Source organism: Corallococcus sp. AB049A (assembly GCF_003668885.1).
GTDB classification, from domain to species: Bacteria; Myxococcota; Myxococcia; order Myxococcales; family Myxococcaceae; genus Corallococcus; species Corallococcus interemptor.
Window position 1 is genome coordinate 52,112 of sequence record NZ_RAWL01000001.1, and the last position, 19,006, is coordinate 71,117.

The window sequence follows — 19,006 nt, forward strand, 5'->3', positions numbered from 1 at the left end:
CACATCACGCCAGGGGAGGTTGCGACATGGGCAGCATCATCGAGCAAGAGGGCCTGAGGAATCCCGGCTTCTACAGTGACAGCCAGTCCTCGTCGGCAGCGGGCAGTGAGCGCGTGGGGCTGAAGCAGGAGGGCAAGGAGCAGGTGAAGCGCCTTGGCGGCATCACCCGTCAGCGCGCGTTCTCCCAGGTGGACTCCCGCAAGGGTGTCCTGGTGGAGAGCCTCAACGGCTTCGCGAAGCAGCTGGAGTCCATCTCCGGCCAGGGGGACACGCAGCTTCCGCAGCAGCTCATCGGCAGCGCCGTGGGCTTCGTGCGCAAGGCCTCTGACACGCTCGAAAACAACTCGACGGAAGAGCTGCTGCGCCAGGCGCAGACGCGGATGCGCGAGCGCCCGGGCGTGGCGCTGGCGGGGTGCGCGCTGCTCGGCTTCGTCGCCGCTCGATTCCTGAAGGCGTGAGGGGGACGGACATGGATCCCTCATCCTCACGCGCACGCGGTCAATACATGGGGCTGGACGAGGACGAAGTGCGGTCCCGACGCCCGTCGGACGGCTTCCGTGACACGGACTCGCTGGGCGAGCAGTCGCTTGGCACCATCGTGTCGGAGTTCCTGGAGCAGGGCCGGCACCTGCTGCGGGCGGAGTTCAGCCTGGCGCGCACGGAGATGCGCGCCGAGGCGAAGAAGGCAGCGGCGGGTGGCGGCATGCTCGCCGCGGGCGGCGTGGTGCTCCTCCTGGGCGCCATGGCCCTGGTGGCCTTCCTGGTCATCGCGCTCGCGGAAGTGATGCCGCTGTGGGCCAGCGCGCTGCTGGTGACCGTGCTGCTCATCGCCGCGGGGGCGGGAATCGCCGCCGTGGGCGCCAAACGACTCAAGGCGGTGCATGCACCGCGCAAGACCATCCAGACCCTCAAGGAGGACAGCCAATGGGCGAGCACGACGATGCGCTCCGCGAAATCGCAGATGCACGGGCACGCATGAGCGTGCTGGCGGACGAGCTCGGCCGCCGTGCGAATCCCGAGCTGCTGAAGGCGCGCGCGAAGGAGTTCGCGCTGGAGAAGAAGGAAGAGGTGACGGAGCACGCGAAGCAGCTCGCCGCGGAGAAGCGCGAGGAGCTGAAACAGCAGGCTCGCGAGAAGGTGCTCGACTGGAAATCACAGGCCAAGGAGAAGGCGATGCGCAAGACGTACGAATGGACGGATGAGGCCACCCACACGCCACGGGGGCTGGGACTGCTGGGCGCGCTCGTGGGTGCCGGCGTGGGCTCCATGTTGATGAAGCGGGCCTTCCGCTCGCGCATCGAGGAGCGCGAGTACCGCGTCCGGGACCATGAGCGGGTCCCGCCAGGCCGCGAGCGCATCCCGCTGTACACGGCCGAGCGCGAGTACTACGGCACCTATGACGCGGGCCGGGTCATCCCCGTCACCGGATACAACACGCGCGAGGAATACAGCGCGGATTCGGGTGAGCACGAGGGCGCGCACCTCAAGGACCGCGCGAGCGAAGCGCTGCACATGGCGAAGGAGAGCGTGGGGAACACCACGGAGAACGTGAAGGACCGCGTGAGCAGCGCCGCGGACAACGTGCGCGGCCGGGTCCATGACGCGGCGGACGCCGTGCGCAGCCAGGCCTCGCACCTGCGCGAGCGCGTGCCGTCGCCCCAGGCCCTCCGGGGACGCACCTCGCAGTGGTACGACCGGGCCCTCGAGGAGCAGCCCCTGGCGCTCGCGCTGGGCGCGGTGGCCCTGGGCATGATGGCCGCGAGCCTGCTGCCGGTGACGGACAAGGAGCGCCAGCTCCTGGAGCCGGCCAAGCGCCGCGCGCAGGAAGGCCTGTCCCAGCTGGGAGACCAGGTGAGCCAGAAGCTGGAGGGCAGCGAAGCGTCGCAGGAGGAGGACCTGTCCCGCACGGACTCCGTCTCCATGGGCGCGACCGGCGGCATCCCGCCGCTGCCGCCGCTGGATACGATTGCTCCCAAGGTGCATTGAGTCCCTGAATAACGCTGATACACGGAGGCACCCCAGGTCTGGCTGTCTGACCTGGGGGCCTTGCTGTCTCGGATTCACCCCGCGCGCGAGTGCATTACAGGGTCAATGCAGGTATGGGTGCCGGGGTGAGTGAAGAGATTGTCTACCGCCACGCCATCGAGGGGCTCTTCCTGCGCTCCCTGGGCCCGCGTCTCACGCCGGAGCTCAAGGGCCAGCTGCGGGCCATTGGCCTGGACCTGGATGAGAAGATTCCGCACCACACGCCCCGCCACGTCTTCGCGGAGGCCCTGAGCATCACCGCGCGCTACCTCTACCCGAACGTGGACGCGCACGAAGGCTACCGGCGGCTGGGGATGGGCGTCATCGCCGGCCTGGAGCACACGCTGCTGGGCAAGGCGCTCGTGTCGCTGTGGCCCATCTTCGGGCCCGACCGGGTCCTCTCCCGCATGCAGGAGAGCTTCGCCACGGTGAACAACTACCTGAAGACCGAGCTCATCACCCACGGCCGCGCGGACCACACCATCAAGGTCAGCGAGTGCAACGGCAACCCGGGCTACCACCTGGGCATCATCGAAGCGGGGCTGACCCGGGCCGGCGCGAAGAACCTCCGCGTGGAGCCCTTCGACTTCGACGGCCACGCCTGTTCCTACCGGGTGCGCTGGGGTTCGTGAGCAAGCCACCGGACAGGGCCGGCGGGGGCCAGGCCCGGTTCCTCCATGGGGGCGAGTCGCTGGTGCAGAACACGCCCCTGGGTATCGAGCGCCAGAGGCTCGTCCGTGACGCTCCCCAGCACCCTGCCCGTTCGCAGGTTGACCACCATCCCCATGACGAGCACCGTGTCGCCCGCCCAGAACAGGCCTGAGTGCGTCGATTCGCCCAGGACGCTCGGGGGCAAACCTGTCCCCACCTTCCAGAGCCACAGCCGACTTCCGCACCGGCCGCAGGGCTCCGCGAGTTTGACGCTCTCCTCCAGCAACGCATGTCCCCCCAGCAAAGCCACGACCTGACCCAAGGGCACGGCTCGAGCAATGCGCTGCTCCAAATCGATGACGATGGGCACTGAATCGGACGGCTCATGCTCGGAAGCAACCCACAACGACAACAGCCTTCCGTCCCGTCCGGCCAGGTGGATGGATCTTTCCGAAAACGGGAGAGCCATCCGCCAACCCAGGGGTTGATGAATCCGGGCGCCGTGCACTTCCAACGGGCCGAGGTCCGGCTGGCTCTCGCAGACCACCACGACCTGCTCGCGTGCCGCGTCCGCGAACACCAGGGTTGCATTGCAGCTCGAAGGGACCCAGGTCTCCCGCCTTCCATCCGCATGTTCGAGGAAGATGGAGCGGTCCGGAGCGCGACGCAGCATTCCTTCCCCCAGGGGTTGCAGGACATCCTCGCCCTGCAGAAGCGGACCTCCCGAGACCCGGCGGTAGCGGCGCACGGGGGTGTCGCCCTCCCAGCCGAAGTGTGAACTGGAGAGGACCGGCGGCCGGCAGGTCGCGGATGCGAGCGTGGTGTCCTCGTGGGGCCAGGTCTCCTTGCCATCCGCGTTCGTGTCTTCCACCACGTCGAACACCGCCCACTGACCGGAGGGATCCAGCGAGGCCTGCCCGACACGTCCTCGCCCGGCGTCGAGGACGCGCTCGGTTCCCAGAAACAGGTCGCGCACGACGGCTCCGTCGGGACGCAGGTAGAGCAGCCGCAGGCCATCACGAGAGAAGCTGGCACGGATGGGGGGATGGGGGCTCGTCGTGTCAGGCGTGACGCCCGAGGCCAGCACCGTCTCCTTCCGGGTCTCCACGTCGAGGAGCCAGAGCGCCGTGTCACGCACCACGACAAGAAAGCGCCCCGAGGGAGCCACGGCGAGCACCTCGTCGATGCGGATGCCCGCGCCGGGCTCCAGGAAGAGATACGGACGAAGCACGTCCCCCACGATGTTGCCGTGGAAGCCGAAGACGGTCGCGATGCGACCATCGCCGTTGGTGTCCTCTCGCGCCTGGCAGGCGAGGAGCCACTTCCCGTCCGGCGCGGAGTCCATGAGCAGGAATGGATTCGCGGTGCCGTAGTCGCCGGAAGCCACTCCCGCCGGAGGCGTGAAGAAGACCGGACGTGACGCGGGCCCCTGGGAAGCGCACGCGGACAGCAACAGGGCGAACAGCAAGAAATGACACCGCATCTGCCAATCTCCTCCACCTTCCATTCTTACCTGTGTCTGGAGTAGAGGTAAGCAGGCATGCGTTGACCACTCTTTCCCAAGCATGACCCCAGCCCCTTCCGAGGCTTCGCCCTCCAGCGCCGAAGCCCGCCCCGTGGATTCCAGCGAGCGGCTGGTGTTGCTCGACGCGCTGCGTGGCTTCGCGCTGTGCGGCGTGTTCATCTCCAACGTGATGGGCTGGTTCAGCGGCAGGGCCTTCCTGCCGCGCGAGCAGGTCCTTTCGGCGCTGACCACCGCGTCGCTCGCCGACACTGTCGCTTGGCAGGGGTTCGCGCTGCTGGTGGCCGGGAAGTTCATCACCCTCTTCTCGTTCCTCTTCGGCCTCGGCTTCGCGGTGCAGATGGGCCGCGCCGAGGCGCGGGGGGCCTCCATCACGCCGCTCTACGTCCGGCGGCTGGGGGTGATGCTGGCGATGGGGCTCAGCCACCTGTTCCTCATCTGGTACGGCGACATCCTCAGCACGTACGCCGTGCTGGGGCTCGGCCTGCTGCTGTTCCGGGGGCGCTCGGACCGGACGCTGCTTGTCAGCGCCCTGCTGTTCGCCCTGGTCGGGTCCGTCATCGGCGTGGTCATGCTCAAGCTCCCGCAGCTGATGGCGGACACGCCGGAGGCCGGCGCGGCCATCGTCAAGGCGGCCAACGAGCGGTCCGCGGCCATCAAGGCCCGGACGCTGGCGGCCTACGCCCATGGCAGCTGGCTGGACACGACGAAGGCGACGTTCCACTTCTTCTTCCACGACTACTCACCGCTGCTGCTGACCATCATGCTCTCCACGTTCGGCCGGTTCCTGCTGGGCCTGCTGGCGGGCAAGCGCCGCATCTTCCACGACGTGCCCCAGCACCTCCGGCTGTTCCGCCGGCTCCTCGGGTGGGGGCTCGTGGCCGGGGTGATTGGCAGCGGCAGCGGGCTGGTGCTGCAGCAGCTCCTGGTGAAGCAGGTCTTCACCCCGGAGTCGCTGCCGGCATGGGTGTCCTTCGCCATGGCGCCGCTGCGTCAGGTGGGCGAGCTGGGCTTCGCGGCCGTCTACGTGTCCGGCATCGCCCTGCTCTTCCAGCGGGCCACCTGGCAGCGGGGGCTGGGTCTGCTCGCGCCGGTGGGCCGCATGGCGCTGACGAACTACCTGTCCCAGTCCATCATCAGCGTGCTGTTCTTCTACGGGTTCGGACTGGGCTTCATCACGAAGCTGGGCCCCGCGGCCTGCGTGGCCTACTGCCTGTCTGTCTTCAGCGTCCAGGTGGTGTGGAGCCACCTGTGGCTGGCGAGGTTCCGCTTCGGCCCCGCGGAGTGGGTGTGGCGGTCGCTGACGTATGGGAAGGCGCAGCCCATGCGCCGCGAGGATGCGGCGAATCAGCGCACGGCGCCTGCCGTCAACGGCAGCCGGCTGCCTTGAAGATCAGCTCGGTGACGGTTTCAGGGTGGCTCATCATCGCCACGTGTGAGCTGCGGATCTCGTAGGTCCGGGCGCGAGCGCGCCGGGCCATGAAGCGCTCGGCCCCAGGAGGAATGGTGTTGTCGTCGCTGGCGACCAGGTACCAGGACGGAATGGACTTCCACGCTGGCGGGCCGGAAGGCTCATCAAAGACGAAGCTGGCGGCCGGGCGCTGACTGGCGGCCAGCACCGCCGCGTCCTTCTCACGGAGGTCGGCCGCGAAGAGCTGACGGAAGAATGCGGGGTCGATGTATGCGTCGGCGTTCAAGGGCACACTTCCAGGGAAGGGGCGCAAGATGAGGTGCTCGCCAAGCTTGGAGTCGCCGCCGCCAAGGGTGTTGGCCTCCGAGATGCTCTCGTCCTCATCGAGTGCGTACGCGGCGATGTACACGAGCGCTTTCACGTTCGGGTTCCCGGTGGCCGCGTTCGTGATGACGGCTCCGCCGTAGGAGTGGCCGACCAGGATGATGGGACCACTGAGGGTCCCCAGGAAGTACCGCAGGTACTCCGCATCCCCCGACATGCTCCGCAAGGGATTGGCGAACGCATGGGCCGTATAGCCCTGCTTCTGCAGCCGCTTCATCACGTCCGCCCAGCCGGATGCGTCAGCGAACGCGCCGTGGACGAGGACGATGGTGGGCTTGCGACGGCAGCGGGCCTCCCACGCGTCGTCGGCCGCGGCAGCCCGGGAGGGAATGGCGCTGACAGCCAGCAGGACACAAAACAGGCCCAACCGTCGCAGGTTCTGTTGAGTGGTCATCGACCTCTCCGAGCATTCAGCAGGGGGACTCGGAAGGTGGATGGCGTGCCCTACCGCGACAACCAGGACCGGAGTCCAGGCCGGATGCCTGTGGCCCCCCGTGCCACACGCAGCCACACCAGCGAGACCATCCACCACGCCGCCGTGAGCGCGCTCCAGGCCTGGGGCGCTCGGGCCTGGACCAGCCAGAGCGTCACGGCGACTCCCATCGCGAGCACCCGGGTGAGCTCCAGGGGCTCGCTCCACGCCTTCGACTCCAGCATCCCGCTCCAGGCGGTGGCCATTGCCCAGAGCAGCAGGCTCAACACGACCTTCTGCCAGCCGGAGAGCGGCGAGGCATGGTGGCTCACCAGGAGCATGAAGGGCATCGACGCGAACAACTGGAAGACGAGGTACCCCCGGACGCCCGGCAGCTCCCGCGAGTGGTACTTCACCTCCGCGCCCTCCTGCTTCCAGTACCCCAGCGCGCGAGGCGGCAGGTCCGCGGGCCGCCAGCCCGTGGGCATCACCCAGAGCCGCAGCCGGTCCCAGTGGCTCTTCGTGGAGACCGCGTCCGAGACCAGCCGGCTCCAGAACTGGAAGTTGATGGCCGTCGGATCCCACGTGTTCGCCGGGGTCGTCAGGCCATAGGAGCACGGCTCGGTCTCCTCCGCGTAGGTGCCGAACATCCGGTCCCAGATGATGAGGAAGCCCGCGTAGTTCTTGTCGATGTATGCGTCATTGCGCGCGTGGTGCACGCGGTGGTGCGACGGCGTGTTCAGCCACGACTCCACCCAGCGCGGGAGCTTGGGGATGACCCGCGTATGGGGAATGAACTGGAGCACCAGGTGGAAGGCCACCATCGCCAGCACGGCCTCCGGCGGAAAGCCCATCAGCACCAGCGGCCAGTAGAAGAGGAACGAGAAGAGCCGCTGTGTCACGCTCGCGCGCAAGGCCACCGCGTAGTTGAGCTCCTCGGTGGAGTGGTGCGGTGAATGCGCCGCCCAGCCGATGTTGGTGCGGTGCCCGAAGCGGTGGAACCAGTAGAAGAGGAAGTCCACCCCCAGGAAGAGCGCCACCAGCGACAGCGGCGACGATGCGTCCAGCCGCCACGGCGCGAACTGGCCCAGCTGCGTGAAGAGCGGCAGCACCAGCAGCGCCACCGCCACGTTGACGCACTGGTTCATCACCGCAGTGCCCATGCTCGCGATGGAGTCCTGGAAGCTGTAGTAGCCGTTCTTGCGCGCCACGCACCAGGCGAACTCGGCCAGGGCCAGGGCAATGACGAAGGGCGTCGCCACGGCATAGACGTTGATGGACATGCCGCCGGTATATGTTTCCCCCAGCGGCCCGCGCCTTAACCCAGGTCAAGCCAGCACCCTTGGAGACATGAGATTCCCCAAGCTCTTCGAGCGCCTCGCCACGCTGGCCCCGCTTCCTCCCGAGGAATGGGCGAAGGCCGAGGCCGTGGCGAAGGAGCAATCGCTCGCGAAGCGGGAGCTCTTCCTGCGTCCCGGAGACGCGGCGGACCGGTTCGCCGTGGTGCTTCAGGGCGTCTTCCGGGGCGTGCGCGTGTCGCCTCGCGGCGGCGAGTCCATCAAGGCCTTCCGCGCCGAGGGCGAGCTGATTGGCGCCTACGCGGAGATGCTGCAGCGGCGGCCGTCGATGACCGCGATTGAAGCGCTGGAGCCAAGCCGGGTGCTGGTGTTCCACGCGCGGGACTTCCAGACGCTGGAGCAGGGCCACGTGTGCTGGGAGCGGCTGGCACGCCGGGTGGCGGAACAGCACTTCCTCCTCAAGGAGCGCCGCGAGCAGGAGTTCCTGGAGCTGTCCGCGGAGGAGCGCCTGGTGAACTTCTGGGACGAGCATCCCCACCTGAAGGGACGGATTCCCCAGCGCGACGTGGCCGCCTACCTCGGCATCACCGAGGTGGGATTGAGTCGCATCATGTCACGGCGCCGCAAGCGCAGCGGTTGAACGCAATGACACACAGTGCGAGCCCGGCCGGCCGACAAGACGCCTCGTGTGAATCCTGAGACAAATGGAGGTTGTCTGGCGAGCACGCGCGCCTCTACTCTCGCCAGATGACCCGACTGCTTGCAGCGTTGATTCTTCTTCCTTCGATGGCCTTCGGGCAGGTGCGCGTGGACATCGACGTGAAGCTGCCGGACATCGTCTTCAAGGCCCCGCCTGCGCTCGTCGTCGTGGAGCCCGGCGTGCAGGTGGTGGAGGACTACGACGAGGACCTCTACGTCGTGGACAACGTGTACTGGGTGCGCCGCGATGGGCGCTGGTTCCGGGCGCGCGACTACCACGGCGGCTGGGAGTACGTGGAGGAACGCCGCGTCCCCGTCACCGTCGTCAAGGTGCCTCCCGGCCGCTACAAGCGGTGGAAGCACCCGAAGAAGCGGGCGGCCGTGCCCGCGTCCTACCGTGAGCACGACCACCATGATGATCACCACCACGATCATCACGACGACCACCACAAGGGCGGCAAGGGCAAGGGCCGGAAGAAGTAGCCCGCCAGCGCTCCGCCCCGTGGTCTACAGCCCTACCTGGAGCAGGAGGATGAGCCGCGAGAAGGAGTCGGTGCCTTCCCGCAGCGCAGGATGGTGGTCCCAGCTGAGCGCGGCTCCCACCGGACCGAAGTGCAGGTCCGCGAGGAGCCGCAGTCCCGGCCTGACGTCAGGGAGCACCTGCACCGGCACACCCACGCCAAGCCCGAAGCTCGGAATGATGGCGACCTGCGGCGTCGCGTACTGCGTGAGCGGCGTGATGACGAATTGCTCTCGAAAATCCGTCTCCACCGAGACCGAATGCAGGAAGGACTCGGGCGCGGCGAGCTGGTAGCCGAGCCGCGCCATGAAGCGGGAGCCGTCACCGAGCCGCGCGCCCAGGCCCAGCTGCACACCGCCCGGAATCCACCACGGCTTGGGCTTCGTCAGCGTGACGTTGAGCCATTCGGGAGCGCTCTCCGCCGTGAGGCTCCGCTCCGCCACCACCTGTCCGCCCTCGTGCCGGAGTTGCCAGCCCGTGGCCACCGGCAGCGAGCGCGCCGAGGTGTTCGGGCTGCTGCCCACCTCCCATGAGGAGGGGACCCGCACCGTGATGTGGAGCGTGGGGTTGCCCGCCCAGGTCCGGATGGGTCCCAACAAGTAGTCGATGTCCCAATGCGTGGCCCGCGAACGATTGGGGGAAAGAAGCGCGTGGCGCGACTGGACCGCGGGCCACACATAGCCCGTGGGCAGGAAGCGCTGCTCGAGCTGCATCTGGCCGCGCACCACCAGCTCCCCTTCCCGCTCGGGCGGAAGCGTGAGGGTGAAGCCGAAGCGCTCCGCTCCGGAGTCCGCGAGCCCTCCAGACTCTGTCATGGGGCCTGGCGCGGCCGCCTGCGCATCTGTCACCGGAAGAGGTGCTTCATCGAATCGCACGCGGACCTCCTGCGTGCGGACTCCCAGGAAGGCGGCATCGATGACCTCCGCCTCGGAGGTGCCGTTGCGCAGCCGGTAGCGCGCCTCGAAGCGGCAGACCGCCTCTTGCGCCTCCTCCGCGCAGTCGAAGTCCAGCTGCTCGCTGAGCACCTCCGTGCGCGTGCGCGCGGTCCCTGATGACAGGGTCAAGGCCGCTGGCGTCCGCGAGGAGGCAGCGACGTTGGCGGCGGCGGGCACGGCGGCGAGGAGACACACGATGAACGCAAGGCGGACCGCCATGTCCGCCATTGTCGCTCAATCCGCTGCGTTCCAGCCCGCTTCACCATGGACGGTGCGCATGTCACTTCCCAGGAATGGCGAACCAAGGCGTGCAGGGGTGGTGCTTTACCCATGAGTGCGGGGTGCCACCCGGCTGTGGGCGCCCGCTTGAAGTCTTCCATTGTCAGTGACAAGGATGCGTGTCGCCGGCCCGTGAGGGGAGGAAAGGCTTCCACCTTCGCGTGAGCTGGCCATCACGCCCTGACATGACAAGGACATTCCTGCCCTGGCAGGGCTTCGTCCAAGGGGGACAATCCATGACGCGTTCCTTCGCATCCGCCTTCTCATCCATCGTGTTCCTGCTCACCAGCACGGCTTGCGGTCCCGGCCCGTCCGACGACCAGACGCCGGCGGGGGCCTCCTCCGCGGTCGAGGTGGGCACCGAGCGCCAGGCACTCGCCAGCTGGAGCTCCGCCGCGTCGATGTCCACGGCCCGCTACAACCACACCGCCACCGTCCTGCCGTCGGGCAAGGTGCTGGTGGCCGGTGGCGAGTCGGGCTCGGCCGGTCCGTTTTCCAGCGCGGCGCTCTACAACCCGACCACCAACACCTGGGCCTCCACGGGGAGCATGACGACGGCCCGCTCGGCCCACGTCTCCGTCCTGCTGTCGTCGGGCAAGGTGCTCGTCATTGGCGGCACCTTCGGCAGCACCACCACCGCGGAGGTGTACGACCCGGCGACGGGGACGTGGACCGCCACCGGCAGCCTCTCCACGCTGCGCACCAACTTCACCGCGACCCTGCTGTCCTCGGGACAGGTCCTCGTCACGGGCGGCCGTGGCACCGGCGGCGTCTACCTGACCAGCTGCGAGCTGTATGACCCGGCCACCGGCACCTGGTCCACCACGGGCAGCCTCGCCACGGGCCGCATGGATCACTCCGCCGTGCTGCTCGGCAACGGGCAGGTGCTCGTCAGCGGCGGCCTCTACATGGTCTTCACCTCCCTGTACCGGCTGGACAGCGCGGAGCTGTACGACCCGGCCACCGGCACCTGGTCCTCGGCGGGCTACCTCGCCACGGGGCGCAGCGAGCACGTGTCGCTCCTGCTGCCTTCTGGTGATGCGCTGATCGTGGGAGGCATTGCCGGCGACGGCAGGGTCACCAGCCACTACTCGGTCTCCGCGGCTGAGTCGTTCAGCGCGGGCACCCTGACGTCCGCGGGCACGATGGTCGGCGCGCGCTACCGCCACGCCGCCGTCGTCCTGCCTTCGGGCGCCGTCCTGGCGGCGGGGGGCCTGAACAAGATTGGCGGCAGCACCACGACGCAGTACCTGTCCAGCGCGAGCCTGTACGACCCGGCCACCGGCACCTGGAGCGCCACGGCCAGCATGCTCGCGGTGCGCAACCAGTTCACGCTCAGCGTCCTGCCGTCGGGCAAGGTGCTGGCGGTGGGCGGCACCAACAGCTCGGGCCTGGGGCTCGCCTCCACGGAGCTCTACACCCCGTGACCTGAAGCGAAACAGGCTGGAGACCGTGAAGGCCTCCAGCCCGTGTTTTCGACGCAGGCATGGCGGACCTGCTCAAGTTGAGAGAGCCAGTGCGTCGTGCCGTCCGACAGCAGGCGCGTCATGCGCTTCCGTCCAGCAACCGGAGGAGGGCGTCACGCTCCACGACGAGCTTCTTCGAGTTGAGGGCCTTGCGGATGATGCGCAGGGCCTCCGGACGCACCTCGGCGCCGGTCAGCCGGGGGAGCCAGTGCGCACGGAGCTCCTCCAGCTGTTGCCGCTGGGATAGCTCCGTGGTTGCCAGCCACCGTAAGGCCGTGCACGGGCGCAGGTAGGCGGCGGCTTCCTCTTGGGACAACCAGCGCTGCAAGGGGAGCATCGTGTCGGGGTTCCTGGGTGGCTGCGGGCAAGACGTGCAGGGTCCGCGAGACCATGGAACGCTCGCGCTCGGGTGGCCACGGGCGCATGATGCTCCCTGGAGGTCACACGTGAGGCGCAGGTGGCGACAGAGGGCGTTCGCGCAGGTGGCGATGGCGGTGCTGGCGGCGGGGTGCGGCGCGTCGAATCCCCCGGATGAGACTCCCCGCACCTGCGTTCCCTCCGGCGGTGCCACGGGCGCCCCCGGAACCATCGAGGAGGCGGTGGCGCTCATCAACTCCTTGCCCCGCCCCACTTCCGTGGCCTGCCTCGTGGAGAGTCTGGACCGTCCCCTGCGGATGAGTGCCACGGAGAGCGAATTCAGCGCGCAGCCCGCGCATGGCCGGCGCAGCCCTCGCATCTTCCTGTTCTCGGGCTCCCTCATCCTCTCCGTCGTCCCCGACGGCCCGGGAGCGGAGATCGTCGAGTTCAGCCAACTGGACGCCTCCGGCCGCTCCATCAAGGGAGAGCTGGCCTTCCCCATCGAAGCCGAGGTGCCCCCCGAGGCTCCGTACACGAAGGTCATGTTCCAGCCCGACCTCACGGGCTGCGCGTTCTGTCACGCGGACGAGAAGCCCGCGTATCGCGTGGGGAACGCGTGGGCCTACTCCTCCCAGGCGCTGCGCCCGGTGGACTCCTCGCTCGTCCCGATCGAAGAGCTCCGGCGGGAAGCCTCCACCTGCGACGCCTCCGTCGAACCCGAGCGCTGCCGGCTCCTCCAGGAACTCTTCGAGCACGGCTTCCCACGCGCTCACGCCTTTCCCTCGTCGCTCCCGACCTTCCCCTGATTCAGGCCTCGAATGGGCTGCGGTTGCGGAACTGCGGGGTGGCAGCTGGTACAGCGTCAGGAGCGCCCTGTGAGCAACCCCAGCGGCACGTAGGGAATGGCGTCTGGAAGGGAAGCGAGGTCAATCAACCCACGCTCCTGCCCCACCTGCAGGGCAGCGAGCAGGCGCACATGCAGGAAGGCTTCTGGGTCGGTGCGCCACAGGCCCTGGGCCATCGCGGCCACGTACTGGGGCTCGAGTTGCTTGAATAGCGCAGGAACCTCCTGCCCCCGGCCCCGGATCATCAGGCTGAGCGTCTGCGTCAGGAAGCTGTCCAGCAGGGGGAGTGCCTTGTGGCGGATGCGCACCAGGTGCCGGGCCGCCCGCGGCTCGTCCTCCGCGAGGAAGGCGAGCAGCATCAGCGCGGGCTCGCGCTCGACGGGGCCGCAGCCGGTGTAGTGGGTGGTAGAGAACGGCGGCTCGAAGGCCATCCTCAGCGGGGCCAGCTCTCGGGCCTCCCGTGTCCGGCACAGGACCCGCACGGACGCCAGCATGGCGAAGTCGCAGGGGGAAAAACCGAAGCGCTGCGGATCTGGCGGGAGCGCTCGGGCAAGGTCCCGGCTGAACACCTCTTCCTCGGCAATCAACTGGCGGCGAGCTTCGTCAGGGGCGCGATCGAGCAGCATCGCAGCCGCCGCCCGGGACAGGCCCTCGGGGCCCGTCCGTCTTCGCTCCAGGACGGCTCGCTCCGCGTCGGTCAGGCTCATGGGTAGGTAAACTCCTGGATGAGCCTGGCGGGTTGGCCATGTGGCGTGGACACGACGGCGCCGCTCAAGGTGCCGTCGTCCAGCGCCTCCCGCAGGCGGGCCGCCGTGGCTTCATGGCCCGCATCGAAGAGTCGGTCAATCTGCCGCCTCACCCACCGAGTGCTCATCTGACCAGGCGACAGCTCCGCCGTTCCACCCTTGTACTCCACTATCCACAGCCGGCCCGCATCGTCGACGAAGACGTCATCCAGCCCCTGGCCATAGCGCCCGTTGAACTCGAAGGGGTTGATCCAATGCTCCCACTGCCGCCAGCCTCGCCCTTCCAGCAGGGCCCGCCCCTCACTCACGCCAATCTCGTAGGACTGCTCGATGGCGCCCACCGTCCTCGCGCGCGACTCTGGCAGTGCCCTGACGTCCGGGACCAGCGCCTCCGCGGCGCTCGGAACAGCGGCCCGCTCTTGCATCGCGGACTGGAGGGCCCTGGGCGACAGTGCGTCGGCCCGGGTTCTGGCGACGACCGCCTGGGCCTCCAGCACATCGAGGACCTCGTCGTCTTCCAGGCCGAGGAACCGGCCGTAGGCGGCGGCATCGTCGATGGAGTCGGGGCTGAGCGCCGCGCGCAGTTCCTGCGAGAGGCCCGACGCGGGGAGGAAGCCATCTCGGGCCCGTCGCAGACCTTCGTCGTGAAGCCGCTTGAGGGCGGTGAGTTCCTCGGGCGCCAGTCGCTCGATGTCCAGGAGAAACTCCGCCCGGCGCAATTCGGCCAGGAACTGGTCGAAGCGCCAGTAACCCCGGCGGGCCAGATGCCAGGCCATCACCATGAGCCGGCCACCCGCCTCCGTGACAGCGCCGATGATGTCATTCGCGCGCGTCGCGACTCCCAGCAGGGCCTGCCACTGCTGGCGCAGCGCATCCTCGGCATTGACCGCCCTGTTCGCCGCGCTGGCAATCCGAGCATCCAGTGACGGGATCTCGTTCACGGCCCGGCGGAACGCGGCCAACTCGCCCGTGGTGTTGAACGCCTCCGCGGCGGGGCGCAGGGCGCGCACCGCGGCCAGGGCCGAGCCGAAGTCCGCCGCCGCTCCAACCACGGCCAGCACGAGCCAGGCAATCGACGGGTCCTCGGAGAGAAGCTGCGCGTCGGAGGCTCGCTCCATGCGCAGGTACTCCCGCCAGGCGTCCATCGCCTGCCAGGCGCTCAACCCGAACGCGGTGACGCCCGCAGCGGCCGCAAGGGTGCCAGTGCCGAAGCTCAGCACGGTCAGTGCCAGCGTGACGACACCGAGGAGGAGCCCCTCGACAAGGGCCTCAATGCCCTCATCCGAGACGTGGTCCCGGATGATCCGGTCGTAGATGGTACCCGGCGTGATTCCCTGCGCCTCGTATGAGGCCGCCAGCAGCTCATCGAGCTTGTAGATGAGGCTGGGGCCGGCATGGAGTTCCGCTCGCGTGGACACCACCGATGCGCGGTGCTCGGAAACGTAGGCGAGCACGAGCCGCTGGACGTCATCCGGCGCGGCGCGGCCCAGCCGCTCCAGCGGAAAGTCCGGGAGGCCGAGGAGGGGGTGGTCACTGGCAAGCGGCCGCAGGGCCTCGGTGCCGGCGCGCTCCGCCTCCACCGACGCGAAGGCAGCCTCCAGAGCCACCTCGTCGTTGAAGCCCCCTCCCTCGTCCATCGCATGCCGGGGCCGCCAGGTGGCCCGCTCGCCCTGCACGTCCGCCTCGGCGTAGTGCGCCGGGGCCCCGGTGGCCGCCACGGCCCGCGCCAGGGCGGCGGCCTCCGCGGGGTCTGAGTAGCGCTGCTCGGCGACGAAGAGCAGGTGGTCGAACCGGTCAAGCAGCACGTCCGCCACCCGGACCGTCTCGCGCTCGAAGGCGCCGCGCCACGCCCCTATCGCCTGCTCGAACTCCGCGATGCTCGCGAAGCCATGGGCGTGGAGGGATGCCTCCAGCGTCTCGCGCATGCGCGGTGCCTCGAGGCGCGCGTTCACGACGTCCGGGTCGCTCACGCCGAACTCGTCGCTGGCCGGCAAGCCCGCGAGGCTCTCGGTGGCCTGCATGTTCCGGTAGAGGGAGTAGACCTCATCGAGGCCGTAGAGGCGGGTGGAGAGACGACCGCGCTCCAGGGATTCCTGCCTCCGCTCCGCCTCTTCGGCGAGGTAGTTGCCGAGCGAAGACTCGAATGTGGCCCAGTCGTCCGTCACGCCGCCAATGCGCGACTGCCAGTCGGCGAGCTCGGCCGCGGAGAGCGATGCCAGCCGCTGGCCCACGCGCAGCGCTCTGTCGTAGTCCGCAGGCGACAGGTGCCGGGTGCTCCGGGGGTCGAAAAGGATGGCCCGGACGTGCGCTGGGAGGGACAGGAGGGCCCGGCGCGTCCGGACGAGGTTCGCGCGGAGGTGGCGCCAGTACTCGGCCATGCGCCGGTCATCCTGGCTCGTTCCGAGGCGCTCTCCCGGACGGTATTGGGTGCGCTCCCAGAATCGCCGGTCGACTTCAGCATGGAGGGCATCGCGCTCCGCCGGGTCCAGGCCGCTCACCTCCTCCTGGATTTCGGCTTGCTCCTCGGGCGAGGTCGCTGAGAGTGAGCGGTCCCGGACATGGATGAGCACGTAGCCCCGCCGGACGTCCTCTGCGCTCGCGGACTGGGGCGTTCCCGCCCAGCGCCAGTCCGCGGCTTCCCGGGCGGCCCGCGCCTCGTCGAGCGTCTGCAAGCGCGTGTACTGCCGGATGAACTCCAGGAGCAGCGTGTCAGAGTCCAGTTCCTGGCCGACGCGAACAGAGAAGTAGAACGTGATGCCGCGGGGCTGTTCCTGCCGCAGGAGCGCCGGAGGGCCGCCGCGCTGCTGGAGCACGTGCGTCAGCTCGTGTGCCAGCAGTGACCGTCCCTCAGCGCTTTCCGGCGCCCACGCGCCGTGCGAGAAGCCGACGTGCGCACCGAAGCTGAAGGCACGTGCGCCCAGGGCACGGGCTACCGTGTCCGCTCCCTCGCCGACGTGGAGTCGCACGTCCTCAAGGGGCTGCCCGAAGCGGTGGGCGAATGAGGCTCGCACCGGTGCCGGGAAGGGGCTGCCCGGCTCGCGAAGGGCATGGGCCATGAGCGTCCGCTCGGCCACACCCGCCGGCGCGGCAGGCCGGGCGAGCACCCGTGCCTGCTGGCCGGTCATTCCGCCAAAGGCGAGCCGCTCCGCCTCGGCTTCAAGCTGTGCGTGGCCCGCTGCCGCCCGCGGCGCGGCGGACACGGAGCCAAAGCGCTGGGTGACGAACCGACGCGCCTCTCCTTCGAGCCCACCGCCGCCCGCTGATGCCGACCAGGCCTTGGGCAGAAGCTCTCGTTCCTTGGCGGAGTAGAGCGGAATTTTCGCGAAGTCGAAGGAAGCCGCCGGCAGCCCCCGTGGGACCTGCTCGGCTTCGCTTGAGGGAGACTGTTCATCCCCAAGGACGCGGCGCAGCGCCTCATGACCGTCCCGACATCCAGCACACGAGGATTGGGGACGCTTCCCATTCGTCGCCGGAGCCGGGCCCGCACGGTTCCGCTCCAAGAAGATCCGGGAACCCATTCCGCGCTCCTTTGCCAATGCATTGCGTCTTCTTGTGCTTGTCCCATTCTAGCACCAATGCCGGTCAGTTAGGCTGGGGGCGCTTCACCCACTTCTTGTCGTAGTTACTCATCTTGATTTTTACGACTCGAGGGAAGCGCCTCTCGCTCCTTCGTTCCGGTAACAGCAGCAACCCCAGGTGCCTGCGCAAATCGAGCAGGTGCTCTGGAATCCGCCCGGGTGCCAGCGGCGGGGTCGACCAGACCAGCCATGCGTTTCGGATGAGCGCCAGCGCATTGACGAAGCTGATGCGCGTCGGCTCCACGCCGGCTTCGTTCGCGGCCCGTTCCATCTCCACGCGTACCAGGTTGTAGGCCAGCAGGATGCCCCAGACCTCCTGCCGGACACCTTGGGGCGTGCGACTGCGGATGGCTTCCTGCCGGTCCAAGAGGTGCGTCTTGATTTCGTCGTACCCCAGCTCGATTTCCCATCGCTCGTGGTACAGCTGGACAATCTTTTGGGCCGGGTACTTCTTCGGGTCCAGCAGCGACGTCAGCAGCACTGCGGCACGGAAGCCCGGTCGCTGGTAGCGGATGGCCCTCATGCGGACGGCTTCGGGCAGGGGCTTGGCGCTCGAAGCGCGCATGGTGCGGGTGACCGGCAGTTCCACCAGGTCATCGTTCTGACCGAGCTTCTCGACCCGGACGGGTTTCATATGAGCCTTGGCCCGCACCAGCCAGTGCCGGTTCTTGGCCCCCGAGGAAATCTCCATCAGGTCGCGGACCGCGGTGAAGTTGTGGTCGACGATGACGACTGAATTCTCTGGCAGCTGACTCCATAGCTCCGCCGCCAGTGTCACCTCTCCCGTGGCGTAGGCCCCAAAGCGCACCGCCGCCACCAGGTGGGAGCGTGCCGCCTCAGCGCCACCGCCCGCACCGTTGGGTAGGCGCTACCGGCGCGAGTGCCGTTACCCGGACTGCCACCGAACTGACTCCAGTTGTCGGGCGAGTCCGGCACCCGCACCGTCGTGCCATCCAGGGCATAGACGGCCAGCTTGTGCCAGGGGCGCGCCCGGGCGCTGCGGTGGGCCCACACCGAGGCCGTCGTATTGAAGAGGTACTCCATCGGCTCGTCGCCCAGGCGCTGGCGTGCCTGGGTCAAAGCGCTCGGCGCCACGTCCGTCGAGCCCGCCCCCGTCGGCAACGCCACATTCAGCATGGACGCGACGCGCTGGATGGACTCATTGCGCATCAGCGCCATGCCCACCACCAACCAGATGACCTGGTCTGCCGGCAGGCGCCGACGGCGTATCGAGGCGAAGCCGGTGGCCACCACGGCTTCCTCCACCCATACCGGGTCAATGTGCTGCCGAAACCGGTCGAACTGCTCGGGGGCCACCATCGCAGCCCCCTGGATGGCCTGGGAAAGCCCCATGTGGCGATCTCCAAGAATGAGATCGCCACACCCTCAACCATGGCGGTAGGTCCTCGCAAGGACCACCTATCTGATCGGCATTGGGGCCAGGTGCGCCCATCGCCGCTCGCGTTCACATCCTGCGTTCCCTCCATGGAAACGCCCGCCAAGGGGGAGACGCTTCTGGCCAGGCAGGGGACGGCGAGCGAGGAGGTCTTCCTCGCCTCGAGGCACGTCCGGCGGCTGGAGCCATCGGCTCCCTTCTTGTGCTCGGACTCGGGCCTCTTCGCCCAGGCGCAGTCGCCGCGGCGCACTCAATTGGTCAACGCAACACCTGCTGCAGTTTGGCTGCTGGGGGCTCGAACTCCAGGGTCCTTTCGGGGGCGCCGACTCCGTCAAGGCCAGGTCACGGGCCACCTGGGGGTGGACTTGCCCTGCTCCAGCACCCGTTTCACCGCCCCATGCTTCTCGACCGGGGCGTTCAAATCGGCCTTGGCTTTCCGGAAGGCGCTCGCGGCGCGGTGGGGGCTGTCGGCTGTGCGGGGG

Annotated in this window: 18 protein-coding genes; 9 read left to right on the forward strand and 9 right to left on the reverse strand. The window is 68.6% G+C overall.

What is annotated here, in order from left to right:
• Nucleotides 1–26 precede the first annotated feature (26 nt).
• The 4 genes from D7X55_RS00245 (at nt 27) to D7X55_RS00260 (ending at nt 2,657) form a co-directional block, all read left to right on the forward strand.
• Nucleotides 27–458 (forward strand): hypothetical protein, encoded by a 432-nt coding sequence (locus D7X55_RS00245; RefSeq protein WP_121721835.1) that lies wholly within the window; start codon nt 27–29, stop codon nt 456–458.
• A 68-nt stretch (nt 459–526) separates the two neighbouring features.
• Nucleotides 527–979, forward strand: a complete 453-nt coding sequence (locus tag D7X55_RS00250; RefSeq protein WP_233609412.1) for a phage holin family protein — start codon at nt 527–529, stop codon at nt 977–979.
• Nucleotides 925–1,986: a hypothetical protein gene (locus tag D7X55_RS00255; protein WP_147468212.1), complete on the forward strand. Its 1,062-nt coding sequence runs from the start codon at nt 925–927 to the stop codon at nt 1,984–1,986. Before D7X55_RS00250 ends, D7X55_RS00255 begins: the two co-directional genes overlap by 55 nt.
• A 125-nt stretch (nt 1,987–2,111) precedes the next feature.
• Nucleotides 2,112–2,657 carry a DUF2378 family protein gene (locus D7X55_RS00260; protein ID WP_233609413.1) on the forward strand — a complete coding sequence of 182 codons (546 nt, stop codon included), beginning with the start codon at nt 2,112–2,114 and terminating at the stop codon, nt 2,655–2,657.
• On the opposite strand, the gene D7X55_RS00265 is transcribed toward D7X55_RS00260, so the two are convergent.
• Nucleotides 2,633–4,159, reverse strand: a complete 1,527-nt coding sequence (locus D7X55_RS00265; RefSeq protein ID WP_121721837.1) for a hypothetical protein — start codon at nt 4,157–4,159, stop codon at nt 2,633–2,635. The genes D7X55_RS00260 and D7X55_RS00265 overlap by 25 nt on opposite strands.
• A gap of 133 nt (nt 4,160–4,292) precedes the next feature.
• Between D7X55_RS00265 and D7X55_RS00270 the strand changes: the two genes are divergently transcribed.
• Nucleotides 4,293–5,588 (forward strand): DUF418 domain-containing protein, encoded by a 1,296-nt coding sequence (locus tag D7X55_RS00270; protein WP_306437693.1) that lies wholly within the window; start codon nt 4,293–4,295, stop codon nt 5,586–5,588.
• Here the strand turns inward: D7X55_RS00270 and D7X55_RS00275 are convergent.
• Together D7X55_RS00275 and D7X55_RS00280 are read right to left on the reverse strand one after the other, a co-directional pair.
• On the reverse strand, nt 5,566–6,387 hold the full coding sequence (locus tag D7X55_RS00275) for an alpha/beta fold hydrolase (RefSeq protein ID WP_121721839.1): 822 nt from the start codon (nt 6,385–6,387) through the stop codon (nt 5,566–5,568). The genes D7X55_RS00270 and D7X55_RS00275 overlap by 23 nt on opposite strands.
• A gap of 50 nt (nt 6,388–6,437) precedes the next feature.
• Entirely contained in the window at nt 6,438–7,688 is a 1,251-nt protein-coding gene (locus D7X55_RS00280; RefSeq protein WP_120546841.1) for a sterol desaturase family protein, read from the reverse strand.
• 67 nt (nt 7,689–7,755) lie between these two features.
• Between D7X55_RS00280 and D7X55_RS00285 the strand changes: the two genes are divergently transcribed.
• Together D7X55_RS00285 and D7X55_RS00290 are read left to right on the forward strand one after the other, a co-directional pair.
• A complete protein-coding gene (locus tag D7X55_RS00285) occupies nt 7,756–8,343 on the forward strand; it encodes a Crp/Fnr family transcriptional regulator (protein ID WP_120546840.1) in 588 nt (195 codons plus the stop codon).
• Nucleotides 8,344–8,489: 146 nt separating this feature from the next.
• Entirely contained in the window at nt 8,490–8,885 is a 396-nt protein-coding gene (locus tag D7X55_RS00290) for a hypothetical protein (RefSeq protein WP_120546839.1), read from the forward strand.
• A 24-nt stretch (nt 8,886–8,909) separates the two neighbouring features.
• On the opposite strand, the gene D7X55_RS00295 is transcribed toward D7X55_RS00290, so the two are convergent.
• A complete protein-coding gene (locus D7X55_RS00295; RefSeq protein ID WP_233609414.1) occupies nt 8,910–10,076 on the reverse strand; it encodes a hypothetical protein in 1,167 nt (388 codons plus the stop codon).
• A gap of 296 nt (nt 10,077–10,372) precedes the next feature.
• Between D7X55_RS00295 and D7X55_RS00300 the strand changes: the two genes are divergently transcribed.
• A complete protein-coding gene (locus D7X55_RS00300; protein ID WP_158626290.1) occupies nt 10,373–11,563 on the forward strand; it encodes a kelch repeat-containing protein in 1,191 nt (396 codons plus the stop codon).
• 118 nt (nt 11,564–11,681) lie between these two features.
• Here the strand turns inward: D7X55_RS00300 and D7X55_RS00305 are convergent, their stop codons facing one another.
• Nucleotides 11,682–11,939 carry a hypothetical protein gene (locus D7X55_RS00305; protein WP_120546837.1) on the reverse strand — a complete coding sequence of 86 codons (258 nt, stop codon included), beginning with the start codon at nt 11,937–11,939 and terminating at the stop codon, nt 11,682–11,684.
• A gap of 109 nt (nt 11,940–12,048) precedes the next feature.
• Between D7X55_RS00305 and D7X55_RS00310 the strand changes: the two genes are divergently transcribed.
• Nucleotides 12,049–12,765: a hypothetical protein gene (locus D7X55_RS00310; RefSeq protein ID WP_147442646.1), complete on the forward strand. Its 717-nt coding sequence runs from the start codon at nt 12,049–12,051 to the stop codon at nt 12,763–12,765.
• Between the two features lie 56 nt (nt 12,766–12,821).
• Here the strand turns inward: D7X55_RS00310 and D7X55_RS00315 are convergent, their stop codons facing one another.
• From D7X55_RS00315 to D7X55_RS44395, 4 genes are all read right to left on the reverse strand, one after another.
• On the reverse strand, nt 12,822–13,511 hold the full coding sequence (locus D7X55_RS00315; RefSeq protein WP_120546835.1) for a hypothetical protein: 690 nt from the start codon (nt 13,509–13,511) through the stop codon (nt 12,822–12,824).
• Nucleotides 13,508–17,068, reverse strand: coding sequence for a DUF4157 domain-containing protein (locus tag D7X55_RS00320; RefSeq protein ID WP_121721842.1), 3,561 nt, complete (start codon nt 17,066–17,068; stop codon nt 13,508–13,510). The genes D7X55_RS00315 and D7X55_RS00320 overlap by 4 nt, the downstream gene beginning before the upstream one ends.
• A gap of 64 nt (nt 17,069–17,132) precedes the next feature.
• Entirely contained in the window at nt 17,133–17,945 is an 813-nt protein-coding gene (locus D7X55_RS44390) for an IS4 family transposase (RefSeq protein WP_233609416.1), read from the reverse strand.
• On the reverse strand, nt 17,903–18,481 hold the full coding sequence (locus D7X55_RS44395; protein WP_233609417.1) for a transposase domain-containing protein: 579 nt from the start codon (nt 18,479–18,481) through the stop codon (nt 17,903–17,905). Before D7X55_RS44395 ends, D7X55_RS44390 begins: the two co-directional genes overlap by 43 nt.
• Nucleotides 18,482–19,006 lie beyond the last annotated feature (525 nt).